The sequence below is a fragment of the Metabacillus sp. GQ13 genome, from assembly GCF_059758525.1.
Map to the genome: position 1 here is coordinate 73721 of NZ_JCAXET010000007.1, position 13597 is coordinate 87317.

The following is a 13597-nucleotide window of genomic DNA, read 5'->3' on the forward strand; positions in this document are numbered from 1 at the left end:
ATGAAACGTATTCGCATTGGTATTATCGGAACGGGTTCAATTTCCCAAGAGCATCTTGATGCATATACTAAGCAGCCGGATTCTGAGATATTTGCGATTTGTGATATACAAATAAAGAGAGCAGAGCAGGTAGCGGCCAAATATAACATCCCTCACGTATTTAAAAGTTTTGAAGAAATGTTGGAACTAGAAGAATTAGATGCAGTAAGTATTTGCACGTGGAATTACACACACGCGGACATAACCATTGCCGCGCTGCATGCTGGCAAGCATGTTCTAGTGGAGAAGCCATTAGCTATTAATGTTGAAGAAGCAGAGCGAATTAAAGTGGCAGCTAAGAAAACAGGTAAGGTCGTACAAGTGGGAGTTGTACGCCGCTTTGACCAAAATACACAAATGCTAAAGCAATTTGCAGATGGCGGTTTGTTCGGGGAATTTTACTATGCTAAAGCTTCTTATTTAAGGCGAGCAGGTAATCCTGGCGGTTGGTTTGCAGATAAACAGAAATCTGGTGGAGGTCCACTGATCGATATAGGTGTGCATGTCATTGATTTATGCTGGTATTTAATGGGCAAGCCAAAGCCAGTGTCAATTAGTGCTAACACGTATCATAAGCTTGGGAATAGGTCTAATATTAAGTATGTATCTTTTTACAAAGCAGCAGATTATGATCCAAATCAAAATGATGTTGAAGATTTGGCGAATGCGATTATCCGCTTTGAAAATGGGGCTTCCTTAATGATAGATGTGAGTTATACACTTCATGCTTCAAAAGACGAGACAGCGGTAAAGCTCTATGGTACAAAGGGTGGTTTGGAAATTGAACCTGAGCTGAAAATGGTGACAGAGCAGCACGATACAATGCTTAACATCTTCCCACAAACAGATTCACCAAAGTTAGATGTTAAACAAGCATTTGCTGCAGAAATTGATCACTTTATACAATGCTGTCAAACGGGACAAACACCAATTAGCTCACTAGACGATGGGATCGAGATCATGAAAATGCTGAATGGTATATATAAATCTGCTGAAAAGGGCCAAGAGATTACACGACAAGAACATAAAGGGGAGACGATAGAATGAACATCGGTGTAAGTTCCTATAGCTTGTTGAAAGCGCTTAGGTCTAAGGAGATCAACATCGAAGGGATGTTTCAATGGGTCAAGAAAATAGGAGGCAATCACGTTGAAATTGTCCCATTTGATTTTGACGTAACATTAGATACTGCACCAGTGATTCGGGAACAGGCAAAACAGGCAGGTTTAGATATTTCCAACTATGCTATTGGAGCTAACTTTGGGCTAGATGATAATAAGCAATACACTGAAGAAATCGAGAGAGTGAAACGGCAAGTAGATATTGGAGCTGAATTAGGAGTTAAGCATATGAGGCATGATGTAGCCACTCGAAAAAACGGTACAATAACGACATTTATTAACGAACTAGATAAACTAGCAACAGCATGCAAAGAAATTACTGAATATGCTTCATCCTATGGTATTGTAACATCAATTGAAAATCATGGACTATATTTACAAGGCAGTGATCGCGTCATTGCGTTAGTAGAACGAGTAGATCATCCTAATTTTCGTCTAACGCTAGACGTGGGAAATTTCGTATGTACTGATGAAGATCCAGCAATTGCAGTCGAAAAATGTTTACCATATGCCTCAATGGTTCATATAAAAGACTTTTACGTGCGTGAAAGAAATGACCTTCTGCAGGACGGTTGGATCAAAACAGCAGGTGGAAAGAAAATTAGAGGCTCTATTGTCGGACAGGGTGACCTACCTATCGATCGAATATTGCACATGATAACTAACAGCAATTACGACAGCTGGTTATCAATTGAATTTGAAGGAATGGAAGATTGTTTGGATGGTACAGCTGCAGGGTTTAAATATGTACAAAGTATAGTAGACAAGGAGGGTGCAGCATATGAATAATCCAATAGGTGTTATAGCAGACGGTTTTCAACGCGGGCTTTGGGACGGACTGCGTTTAGCTGGAGATCTTAAAGTACAAGGTGTACAGCTGTATGCTGTTTCGGGAGAAATGGATCCCAAAACAATGACAACTGACACAAAAAAACGGCTGAAAGAGGAGTTGCTAGTAAACGATTTGACAATTTCCGCACTATGTGGAGATTTAGGCGGCCACGGCTTTCAAGACCGTAGCGTGAATGCAGAAAAGATCGATACGTCCAAACGCATACTCGAGCTTGCAGTGGAACTTGGTACACCAATCGTTACGACACATATTGGTATTGTTCCAGAAGAAAAAAGTCACGTATATGAGACAATGCTCGAAGCCTGCGAAGAGCTTGGAGCATTTGCATCATCGTTAAATGCCTTTTTTGCGGTAGAAACCGGCCCAGAACCTGCAGCACATCTCAAATCGTTTCTCGATCACCTGTCCACCAAGGGTGTATCCGTAAATTTTGACCCAGCTAATATGGTGATGGTTACAGGTGATGATCCAGTAAATGGCGTTTATATACTAAAGGATTACATCGTTCATACACACGTAAAAGACGGAATAAAACTAGGACCGGTAGATCCGCGTAACGTTTACGGCGAAATTGGTTACAAGCCAATGAGCCACGAAGCTATTGCAAAAATGGTCGAAAACGGAGCAGGTTTTAAAGAAACACCCTTTGGAAAAGGATCTGTTCCATTTGATAAATACTTTCAAGCATTAGAAGATATTGGCTACGACGGTTACTTAATTGTTGAACGTGAAGCAGGCACCAATGCACTAGAAAACATTAAGCAAGCTGTACAGTTTTTACAGAAGCGGTAAGCCGAAGAGCATAATATAAAACATGGTGGTGATATCAATGGATAACGTGTTAGTCCAATATGCCAGTGCTCTTCAAAAAGTATATGGGTTTGCCTACCTACAAGTACTATGGATACTCTTTACATTGGCAGGTCTGATAATCTTTGGGATTTTTCCAGCAACAAGAGCACTAATGACCGTTATGAACCAACAAACAGACACATCAGCAGTTGATATCTTTCACACCTTTCGTCAAGCGTATCAAGAGTCCTTCTTTGCCATTAATAAAGCATCGATCATATGGACGATCATGCTTATTCTTATGAGTGTCAACCTACTGATCTTACCTGAAACACAGCAAATCTTAAGGCTTCTAGCTTTAGGTATGATTTGCTTCTTACTATTATGTATAGTACATTTCATTCACTATTTTCATTATCGTGAACCAACCTTTGCACAAATCAAACAATCATTTGCACACGCCTGTCTTCACCCAAGAAAAAATGTAGGCTACGCTTGTATTTTTCTCTTGCTGGGAATAGCCATATTGTTTATCCCTGGTATCACTTGTTTCTTTGGAGTAAGTGTTACTATCAAATTGATTACACACATTGCAACAAACTAACAGTGACAGACTGGAGAGTGTAGGTCGACAACTTAAAGTAATGAAAATTTATAATCATTTAGAATGAAGGAAATAAGACATACGCAAAATAAATTCCAAATAACTCCGTATAATGGGTTAATAACTATCTTTAAGTATTCGTAAACATCATCCATTCAATATATGTAGGGACAAGGAGTGAAAAACAAAACCTCCGGAAGATATATTTCAACCGGGGGTATGAGTAGTAAATTATGTTCGTTTTTTATATAGAAAGTATCTAATTTTGTCCCTATACCGAGAGTTTCTATTGCAGGAATCAATAAAGTAAGTAAGAAAATCCTCGCACTTTTACAAATCAATTTCCATCACATTAGAAATATCTCTAAAGCCAAGAGATTCATATAAACGCTTTGCGGGATTTCCGGTATAAACGTTTAGTAGAACCTTTTGATAGCCTTGCATCATCAAGTCCTCGATACCATGGATCATTAATTGTTTCCCAATACCAGCCTTTCTAAATGAAGGAAAGACATATAAAGACGTAATGGTAGCCGTTTTTACACTATTGATAGGATTGAAGTCTGGTCCGATTAAAATCCAGCCAGCTATCGTTGAACCTTCTAAGGCTACCAAATAATAGGAACCACTGTTTAATAACGGAACAAATATATTGAGGCCGCTTTGAGGGTTATTTTGCACAAGTCCCATCGAACTTTCATCCATGACATTGATTGTCATATGAAGAAGTGTATTAGTCTCAGCTTTGTTAGCTTTTTTAATTAACATGAAGACACCTCGTTTACCGTGTAAGTATCAATACCTTAGTTTATGAGGCGATAGGTGTTTTGTGTAAAAAACATTTTTTATGAATGCTTCTTTATAAGAGGTCTAAGAATTAGGCTCTTTTCTAAAAGTTTGTTGCTTTAGTACGATGTAAATTGAAGCTATCTTCAGAGGGATATTAGATTAATTTAGTGCAAAGAGCACGATGATATAGTTAAAACCTTTGTATGGAAAACAACAATCCTTGTGAAAACAGCCAAGAATAAAGACTTTGAGGTTTACCTAGGTAATTCATCCGCATATCTTACCCTCAATTCACTAAGTTCCTCCAGTTTCCGCAAGCTCTTCTCTTTGTTTTTCATTCCTGTCGCAATAATTAAATTTTCAACAATATAGGTTGGTGCAATCATTGAGTGAAACTCCCACATTTCGCCTCTACTCGCAAAAAGGACATGATCAGCAAGATTAGTAAAATCAGCAACCAGTTGGTCAGTGATCAGTATTGTTTTATAGCCAACCATTTTAGCATGTTCTAAGAGGACTTTTGCCTCGGGTAATAATCGTATAAATCCAAAAATGACAATGAGATCCTCTTTATCTATATGGAGTATTTCTTCTAATAGCTCACTTCCATTTTTCTGAAGCAAGTCAATTGATAATCCGAATCTAGACATTCGATAATGCATTAACTCCCCTAAACCTTTAGACGGACCAGGGCAATATAGGTGAATTTTAGGAGAAGATGCAAGTGCCTGTACAGCATGCTCAAAATCCTCAGTAGAGAAATGCACAAGCGTTTTCTCAAGATGATTGATATTTGTCTTTAATGTTTGTTTTTGAAGTTCCTTTTCTTCAATGCTATCAATCATATTTTTCATTTTTCCAGCAGGACTAACCTCAAATTGATTCCTCATCTTAAGCTTAAATTCTTTAAAGTTTTTATAGCCAACGGAACGCCAAAATCGAGAAACAGAAGCAATACTCATATTTAGTGAGTCAGATATTTCCTGTTCAGTTGAAAGCAATACTAAGTCGATGTTTTTTTGAATATAATCAGCAAGTTTATATTGATTCGGTGACATTGTTTCCTTGTTCCAGTTAAATATGCTCAAGTTCGTGTTCCTCCTTATCCGTACATATATCTATAGACTAGCATAATTCAATACCGACATGAAAGTTTTTTTACATATAAACATACAGTGAAAGTTTTTTTACAATTCCTTTACGAGAAGATCATATTGCGTTAATAAAACCTCGTTACAATGAGATTAAATCATATGAGGAGGTTATTTCAATGTCTTTTGTTAATCAAAGGTATGTGCTTACGCAATCACAAAAAATGATGGTATTTATTTTGTCGATGTCCCTTTATGGATTATCAAACATGATAACAGAGTTAATTCCAGAGGTTAGGCTAGGACCGATTGAATTATCTGTTGAATACTTTGCATTTATCCCATTAACGCTGTGTATCTTATTTCACCCATTATATGCGGCAATCGGTGCTTCACTTGGAGAGGTTATCTTCGGGGAAATTATGTTAGGACAATTCGGTGGGCTAGGAGAATTAGAGAAATTCATTGCCTTTTCACTAGCGATGTTTATCGCTGGATCGCTTGTAAATGATCCGAAAAATAAGCGACAGGTTGGAGTGGCGGCGATAACAGGTGTGATCATTCACCAGTTAATCAGTAGTCTCGTTGATATAGGGAAAGTATGGATAGGGTTAGAAGACTTAGAAACAGTCCCTGGTTTAGCGGAAAGTATTGTTGTGATAGAAGGTGTTTCCCTTTTAAATGACGTATTGTTTTCTGGGATCTTATTTGCGCTACTTCCTACGTTATATTTAGTACCAAGGCTGTATGGGAAAATTGAGCCATTACTTGGAATGAAGCCAAGAGATCGTGCGACTAAGTATTCACTTCGTGAAATAATCGCGCCACGATTGGTCATAGTAGCTATTATATTTGCTGCACTTGCATTTGTCGCAGAGTTTTTAGCTGAGGCAGATATCAACTTTATTGAATGGGAATCAAATGTAGGTGATTGGGTTATCTGGGTCAGTATGGCTGTTGCTGCAATTGTCGCCATTTGTACAATTGTATTTATGATAAGAAGTAAAAATAAGGAAATTAGCGGGAAGGGATAATCCGATGTCTATTCAAATAAACCAAGTGACCTTTACTTACCCAGGAGCAGAAAAACCTATCCTGAAAAATGTATCTTTAGAAATTAATAAAGGTGAATTTGTGGCAATTGTAGGCGGAAATGGTAGCGGGAAATCAACATTGTGTAAATTAATCAATGGTCTTATCCCACATTATTATGTAGGTGATTTTGAAGGTGAAGTCTTCATGAATGGTTGTTCAACATCGTTATATAAAGTAGCTGATTTATCACAACAGGTTGGTTATGTTTATCAAGACTTTGAGAACCAATTGGTGAGGCCGACTGTTCTTGATGATGTATGTTTTGCTCCATTGAACTTCGGATATGAAGATTATTTAGAACGAGGGAAGCGTGCGCTTGAACTCACTGGACTTGTCGGTTTTGACAAAGAGTTTATCTGGCAGTTAAGTGGTGGACAAAAACACCTATTGGCTCTTGCGGGTGCGATTTCGCTAGATCCAGAAATCCTCATTATTGACGAACCTGTTGCGCAACTTGATCCATGTCATGCACGTGAGATATATCGGGTATTGAAGATGCTTCATGAGTCATATGGAAAAACAATTATCGTTATCGAACATCATACTGAATTCATTGCAGATTATTGTCAACAGGTAGTTCTGATGGATGATGGACAAGTGGTTTGGAAGAAGCCGACTCGTCAAGCACTACAGGATGTTGACCAGTTAATGGAGAGGTCAATTTTTCCTCCACAAGTTACACAAGCTGCCCACCAATTAAAACTAAGTGATCGTTATCCAATCTCTATCAATGAAGCAGAACGTTATTTTTCCAAGAGTAGGTTAACAAGTCAAAATGACAGTGAAGTAAAGATGGAAGATTGCCTGCCAAAAGAGCCCTTTATTAAAATAAATGACGTAACATATGGCTATAAAACGGTAGATAGGTCCAAGAATATCATTTTAAAGGATACTAATCTTACCTTTAATCGAGGCGATTTAGTTGCCTTGATTGGTAACAATGGTGCAGGTAAGTCATCACTTATGAAGTTAATGACAGGATTAGTGAAACCGGACAAGGGTGACATCTTTATAGATGATTGTAATACGCGTAAGTACAAACCAGAAAAAATAGCGGATATTGTGACATATATTTATCAAAATCCAGAAGAGATGTTTATTGAAGACAGCATAAGAAAGGATGTCGAATTCTTCTTGAAAGCTAGAAGGGTAACCGGATATGAGGAGAAAGTGAATTCAATCTTAGAGCAATTTGACTTAACATCTCTGCAAGACCGTGATGGGCGATTGCTTAGTGGAGGCCAACAAAGACGAGCTTCTTTAGCCATTGGCGTTGCAATGAATCCAGCCGTTATTTTATTAGATGAGCCGACAGCAAATCTTGATATTGCGACTAGAAAACATATTACAAGCTTAATAAGTGATCTACGTCATACTGTAGAAACGGTCATTGTAGCAACACATGATATGCAATTAGTTGCCGAATGGGCTAACCGTGTCATTGTCCTCCATCAAGGAACTGTGCTCCATGATGGTACAAGAGAGTCCGTTTTTACTAACCAAGAATTGCTTAAAAAGGCAGGGTTGGAAGCACCACAAATTTTAGAAATAAGTAGAAGATTGGACATGTCTCCACTTACTTATACCGTTGCTGATTTTGTGAAAAATGTAGAGAATAGGAGGCTTGAAAGTGGAATATACCCGCAAACTGTTTGATAAATTTTCTGTAGAACAAGTAAAGATTGAACTACTTAATACAGCATACGGTAACGGTAATACCTTTTTAGCTAAGCTAGATCCACGCACTTTGTTTACGTGGTACCTATTCTTTGGTATTGTTCCATGGTTTATCCATAATCAAACGATCCTCTTCGGGATGTTACTATTTATGATTTTTACAACGATTATTGCGAGAGTAAGTCCATTAATTATCTTTATATTATGTTTGGGCTTAGTCAGTCAGGCGGGATACTTAGTCGTTGTCTCATGGTTTTTTGGTGGAAACCTGGAAGCTATTCTCCCTTTATTGAAATTAACTCTTAAACTATCCGTTATCTCATTAGCGAGTATGACTGTTTTTTGTTCAATGGATCCCGAAAAATTAAGTGATGGCCTTTTAAGCATCGGTGTCCCTGGACAAGTATCGTTTAGTATAGCCTACGGATATAGAATGCTCCCTAGTTTACTAGAGGAATATCATCATGTGTTTTTGTCTTTTCGTTTAAGGGGAAAGGCACCTGAGAAAAATGGCTTTTTATATTGGAAACTAGTAGTCTACCTATGTAAAATTGCTGTTCTATCATTTTATCCATTAATACTAAGTGCTTCAAAAAGAGCAAGAACAACAGTAGAAGCACTTGAAACAAAGGGTTTTTCGTACGCTGTTAATAAACCAGAGGTGAAAAGGATAAAGCTTTCTTATTTGGTATTAACAACGAGAGATTATGCATTTATGAGCCTCTCTCTTATTTATATTTTAATGATCTTTTTCTTGGGTCATATCTTACCTTATTAATTTATTCTAGGAGGATTTTTTAGTGAAAATTGATTTACATACACATGTGAAAATTTCTAAACAGTCGAAGTTCATGCCGGATTACTTCCGTGAGATGATGGAAGAAGCAAAGGCAAATGGATTAACAGCTCTTGCTATGACGGAACACTTTAATACAAGTCGTTATACAGATATTTACGAATTTCTAGATCAGAATTACACCTATATCAACGACTATTATGAAATAAATGGCCTAAAGTTATTTCCAGGTATTGAGGTTGATGTAAAAGAAATTGGCCATATCTTACTTATCGGAAACAGAAATGACATTTTATCGATAGAGAAAGAGCTTATAGACCATAAGGAAGAGGAAAACTTTATTTCTTATGCTAATCTTCTTGATCTTGCAGAGATGTATAATGTCTTAAAAATAGGTGCTCATCCATTTCGAAAAAGCACACCACTCTATCATATTGATCTGGATCAATTAAAAAGGTTAGATGCATTTGATCTTAACGGAAAAGACCTCTATTCCCAAGGTGAGGATCCTTACAAAGAGAAGCTTGAGCAATTTGCAAATAAGGTAGGCATTCCAATTGTAGGTGGTAGTGATACACATCATTTTCTTCAGTATGGAAGTGTAATAAATGAGCTAAATGATGAATGTCATACAATCAAAGAATTAAAGAATTGTATTAGTAACAGACAATATAAAATAAATGTTTCACCATGTCTTACCATCAAAGTAAGATCAGCAAAGCTAGTAAAAAAAATGATGAAAGAAATGATTGGAGAGGAGATGGATCTTACCCTATAAATTATGTTTTAGTATAAAACAAGGACTGTTAACTAAAAAAATAAGAATACAACATTTAAACTAGTAGGAAACTTGCTAGTTTTTTTGTTTACTAAATGATGGTCATAGTTGTATGAAAACCATTTATTTTTATTACCTAATCGATAAGTCTAATATTCAAAGAGTATTTTTTAATAGGACAGTTTTTTGAAAACGAAATGAAAAAAATCAATTAGATTTTACAAGAAACAACAATTTATCACAGATTATCAAGTGTTTAAGCAATCGTTAAACTAATTAATTGACAAAATATTAGGTTTTTTTACATAAAATACTTTTAATTGATAAGTTTACTAAGTATAATACTATCTGTAGATAGCGCTTTCATTATGCGTTTAGATAGGTAGGTGATAGAAAACGAATACTTTAGATTTAAAGATTTATAGTTTTTTTATGGATTTATTATTACTTTTATTAGGAGGACATTATGAGGCATGTTAAAAAGATAGTTGCAGTTCTTATGACATTAACGTTGGTATTTTCGAGCCTTCCATCAGCCTTTGCAGCTACCGGTGGAAATTCAGTTGAAATGAATCTTGTAGATTCTAATGCGTCAAATTATACAAAATCATTATTTGCATATTTGCAAAATATAAGCGGAAAGCAAGTATTATTTGGACATCAACATGCGACTGATGAGGGGCTTACACTGACAGGTTCTGGATTGCGTGTCGGTTCAATAGAGTCTGAAGTGAAAAATTCTGTCGATGATTATCCTGCTATGTTTGGTTGGGATACTTTAAGTCTTGATGGAGACGAAAAACCTGGTTCACCAGATAATACAAATGAAGAAAATAGAGAAAACTTAATTGCTTCAATGAAAGCAGCACATGATTTAGGTGGAGTTGTCGCACTTAGTATGCATCCGCCTAACTTTGCAACAGGTGGTCGTTACAATGACACTAGTAGCAAAAATGCAGTAGCAGATATTCTTCCAGGAGGGCCAGCTAATGATAAATTTAATGCATGGTTAGATAATCTAGCTTTATTTGCTAATAACCTAAAGGATGATAATGGTGAATTAATTCCAGTTATCTTCCGTCCATTCCATGAACAGAATGGTGGTTGGTTTTGGTGGGGTGCTCAAACGACAACAACAAGCCAATACAAAGAAGTTTATCGTTATTTAGTGGAATATTTACGTGATAAAAGAGATGTTAGTAACTTTTTGTATGCGTTCTCGCCAAATGGCCCGTTTAACGGAAATGAAGAAGATTATTTGATTACATATCCTGGCGATGATTATGTAGATATCATTGGTCTTGATCAATATGATAGTCAAAGTAACCCTGGATCTGAAAGCTTCATCAGTAAGCTTGTCAATGATTTAGCGATGGTTTCTAGACTTGCAGAAGAAAAAGGAAAGATTTCAGCATTTTCTGAATACGGTTACAGTCCACAAGGAATGAAGACAACAGGTAATGGGGACCTTGAGTGGTTTACAAAAATCTTACATGCAATTAAAGCAAATCCAGATGCAAAGAAAGTTTCTTATATGCAAACGTGGGCAAACTTTGCTTTAAATGGTAATTTATTTGTTCCTTATAAAGACTATAAAAATGCTCCGGATGGCACTCCAGTTGATCATGAGTTACTACCTGATTTTACTAAGTTCTATGAAGATCCATATTCTGCTTTTCTGAGTGAAACAGGTGAAATCTATAAAGGGGAGAATCATACAACTACAGAAGAAAATTCATTTATGCATGTCGTGTCACCAACTGCAAATGCAGAGGTGAAAGTAAATACTACGACAATTCGTGCCAGAGTTCTTAATAGTAGCCCATCAAAAGTTGTTTATACTGTTGAAGGATCAGATGAAGAGATTCCTATGACTTTGGATGAAGATGGATTCTACTATACGGCTGATTGGTCACCATCTGCATCACATAATGGAGGATCAGTAAATATTACAGTAAAGGCATACGATGACTCTAATGTTGTTGTACATGAACAAACAGTACCAGTCATTGTAAAGGTATCAGAGATTGTTGTGAAAAATTATCGATTTGATGAAAGTATTACTGACATCAAGAGCAACGGGTCATACCCTGAAACGATTCAATCTACGTTAGAACATTCATCATTTGATGGGAACGGTATGTTGAAAATGAATATTTCAGGACTTGAGCAAAGTCAAACATGGCAGGAATTAAAACTAGAACTAACAGATGTTTCAGATGTAAATCTAAATGCAGTGAAACGAGTGAAATTTAATGCACTAGTTCCAACTTCTGCTGGAACTGCTAACGCTAGTCTAAGAGGAATTGCGATGCTTCCTCCTGATTCGGAGACAAAATACGGGGAATCTACAACAAGTAAGCAATTAGCTAGTCTTGAAACAACGACAATTGACGGAGTAGAATATGCACAATTTCCAGTTTCAATTGATTTAAATGATTCAGCTAAATCGGAAGAAGCATCAGGACTTGCGCTTTCGCTAGTAGGAACAGAATTAAGCCTTGGGAAAGGTGCAATTTATGTCGATGATATCCAACTTCTAAGTGTTTTTGCTGAAGCTCCAAATGATCCTGCCCTAATTGATGATTTTGAATCGTATTTAGGCAGTGATGCAGCATTAGGAACAAAGTTTGTTCCTGCTAATACTAGTGCTTCGATATCATTAAGTGGTTCTAACAAAAATAGTGGTACTTACGGGTTGAAATATGATTACACATTATCGGCAGCGGGTGACTATACTGGGGTAACCAAATCATTAGGCACCCTGGATTGGTCTAATTTTAATAAGTTGCAATTTTGGCTTGATTCCGACGGGAAATCTCAAAAGTTAGTGATTCAGATTCAAATGAATGGAATTTCTTTTGAAGCATATCCATCACTTGCTTCTAAAGAATCAGGAATGGTAGAGATTCCTTTTAGTGAATTTACCCCCGCATCTTGGGATACAGCTAATGCTGGCAAGGTTATCACAAAAGAAAACTTGAAAAACGTAACAAATTACTCTATTTATATCAATGCTAGTGAGGATTTAATTGAACCGATCAGTAGCACACTTTACATGGATGATATTAAAGTCATTGATGATGGTACAGGTGGTGTTCCAAATGGTGGAACAGGATCAGGAAGTATGCCAGAAAAACCAGGTGTTCTACATGACTTTGAAGATGGTACACAAGGCTTTGTTATTGAGTCAAACAATGCACAAGCGACAAATGCTGCTATAACAGATGAAGAAGCTTCACAGGGGACTAAATCATTGACTTCAACATTTGATATGGAAGCTGCAGAAGGATTTGAATTTGCAAAAGTTCAGGCACATGATTTATCGGAGATTATGTCAATTAGTGCAAAGGTGAAGATATCTACTGGAACAGCGAATGCACGTCTTTATATTAAAACAGGCTCTGACTGGGCGTGGGTAGACAGTGGAGTAGTTGCCGTTGATAATAGGGAATTTAAAACGTTAACAATCCCACTAGGTGATGTAGCTAATCTTAATAGTGTCAATGCGATTGGAATAAAGATTGAACCGACAAGTGGAACTGGTACTGCCAGTGCATATATTGATGAGATTGTATTAGCCGGTGGAGTACCAGGACCAGGTGAACCAGACACAGACGAACCAGGACCAGGTGAACCAGACACAGAAGTACCAGGACCAGGTGAACCAGACACGGACGAACCGGGACCAGGTGAACCAGACACAGACGAACCAGGACCAGATGAACCGGTAACAGACGAACCAGATACAGACGAACCCACAGTTGAACCTAGCCAAGAAGGTGAGGACAAAGCCGGAGAAAATAAAGGTAATAATCAGTTACCAAGTACAGCTACAAGTCTATATAATTGGTTTGCTCTAGGAACTGTGTTACTTGTAGGTGGTTTGTTCTTGTATGCAATAAGAAGGAAAAGAAAAGCATTAAGTGAATAATTGAAAAATGAACGAACAATAATAAGTT

General features: G+C 37.1%; 11 protein-coding genes. 9 read left to right on the forward strand and 2 right to left on the reverse strand.

What is annotated here, in order from left to right; translation table 11 throughout:
- The 4 genes from AC6CHR_RS10270 to AC6CHR_RS10285 are packed head-to-tail and all read left to right on the forward strand — an operon-like array spanning position 1 to position 3409.
- A complete protein-coding gene (locus AC6CHR_RS10270; RefSeq protein WP_498248614.1) occupies positions 1-1086 on the forward strand; it encodes a Gfo/Idh/MocA family protein in 1086 nt (361 codons plus the stop codon).
- Positions 1083-1949 (forward strand): sugar phosphate isomerase/epimerase family protein, encoded by an 867-nt coding sequence (locus AC6CHR_RS10275; RefSeq protein WP_498248615.1) that lies wholly within the window; start codon positions 1083-1085, stop codon positions 1947-1949. The genes AC6CHR_RS10270 and AC6CHR_RS10275 overlap by 4 nt, the downstream gene beginning before the upstream one ends.
- The gene (locus AC6CHR_RS10280) at positions 1942-2805 is read left to right on the forward strand and encodes a sugar phosphate isomerase/epimerase family protein (RefSeq protein WP_498248616.1); all 864 of its coding nucleotides are present in this window, start codon (positions 1942-1944) and stop codon (positions 2803-2805) included. The genes AC6CHR_RS10275 and AC6CHR_RS10280 overlap by 8 nt, the downstream gene beginning before the upstream one ends.
- Before the next feature lie 37 nt (positions 2806-2842).
- The gene (locus AC6CHR_RS10285; protein WP_498248617.1) at positions 2843-3409 is read left to right on the forward strand and encodes a YesL family protein; all 567 of its coding nucleotides are present in this window, start codon (positions 2843-2845) and stop codon (positions 3407-3409) included.
- A 330-nt stretch (positions 3410-3739) separates the two neighbouring features.
- Here AC6CHR_RS10285 and AC6CHR_RS10290 read toward each other — a convergent pair whose 3' ends face one another.
- Entirely contained in the window at positions 3740-4177 is a 438-nt protein-coding gene (locus AC6CHR_RS10290; protein WP_498248618.1) for a GNAT family N-acetyltransferase, read from the reverse strand.
- A 275-nt stretch (positions 4178-4452) separates the two neighbouring features.
- The gene (locus AC6CHR_RS10295) at positions 4453-5286 is read right to left on the reverse strand and encodes a MurR/RpiR family transcriptional regulator (protein ID WP_498248619.1); all 834 of its coding nucleotides are present in this window, start codon (positions 5284-5286) and stop codon (positions 4453-4455) included.
- A gap of 182 nt (positions 5287-5468) precedes the next feature.
- Between AC6CHR_RS10295 and AC6CHR_RS10300 the strand changes: the two genes are divergently transcribed.
- The 5 genes from AC6CHR_RS10300 (at position 5469) to AC6CHR_RS10320 (ending at position 13569) form a co-directional block, all read left to right on the forward strand.
- Entirely contained in the window at positions 5469-6323 is an 855-nt protein-coding gene (locus AC6CHR_RS10300; RefSeq protein WP_498248620.1) for a DUF8171 family membrane protein, read from the forward strand.
- A 4-nt stretch (positions 6324-6327) separates the two neighbouring features.
- Positions 6328-8040, forward strand: a complete 1713-nt coding sequence (locus tag AC6CHR_RS10305) for an ABC transporter ATP-binding protein (RefSeq protein ID WP_498248621.1) — start codon at positions 6328-6330, stop codon at positions 8038-8040.
- Positions 8015-8839: an energy-coupling factor transporter transmembrane component T family protein gene (locus AC6CHR_RS10310; protein ID WP_498248622.1), complete on the forward strand. Its 825-nt coding sequence runs from the start codon at positions 8015-8017 to the stop codon at positions 8837-8839. Before AC6CHR_RS10305 ends, AC6CHR_RS10310 begins: the two co-directional genes overlap by 26 nt.
- Positions 8840-8861: 22 nt before the next feature.
- Positions 8862-9635, forward strand: a complete 774-nt coding sequence (locus AC6CHR_RS10315) for a PHP domain-containing protein (RefSeq protein WP_498248624.1) — start codon at positions 8862-8864, stop codon at positions 9633-9635.
- Positions 9636-10101: 466 nt separating this feature from the next.
- A complete protein-coding gene (locus AC6CHR_RS10320) occupies positions 10102-13569 on the forward strand; it encodes a glycosyl hydrolase (protein ID WP_498248625.1) in 3468 nt (1155 codons plus the stop codon).
- Positions 13570-13597 lie beyond the last annotated feature (28 nt).

Bases quoted from the DNA above. Each gene is read 5' to 3' on its own strand.
- AC6CHR_RS10270 (WP_498248614.1), top strand. From the start codon at position 1: ATGAAACGTATTCGCATTGGTATTATCGGAACGGGTTCAATTTCCCAA.
- AC6CHR_RS10275 (WP_498248615.1), top strand. From the start codon at position 1,083: ATGAACATCGGTGTAAGTTCCTATAGCTTGTTGAAAGCGCTTAGGTCT.
- AC6CHR_RS10280 (WP_498248616.1), top strand. From the start codon at position 1,942: ATGAATAATCCAATAGGTGTTATAGCAGACGGTTTTCAACGCGGGCTT.
- AC6CHR_RS10285 (WP_498248617.1), top strand. From the start codon at position 2,843: ATGGATAACGTGTTAGTCCAATATGCCAGTGCTCTTCAAAAAGTATAT.
- AC6CHR_RS10290 (WP_498248618.1), bottom strand. From the start codon at position 4,177: ATGTTAATTAAAAAAGCTAACAAAGCTGAGACTAATACACTTCTTCAT.
- AC6CHR_RS10300 (WP_498248620.1), top strand. From the start codon at position 5,469: ATGTCTTTTGTTAATCAAAGGTATGTGCTTACGCAATCACAAAAAATG.
- AC6CHR_RS10305 (WP_498248621.1), top strand. From the start codon at position 6,328: ATGTCTATTCAAATAAACCAAGTGACCTTTACTTACCCAGGAGCAGAA.
- AC6CHR_RS10320 (WP_498248625.1), top strand. From the start codon at position 10,102: ATGAGGCATGTTAAAAAGATAGTTGCAGTTCTTATGACATTAACGTTG.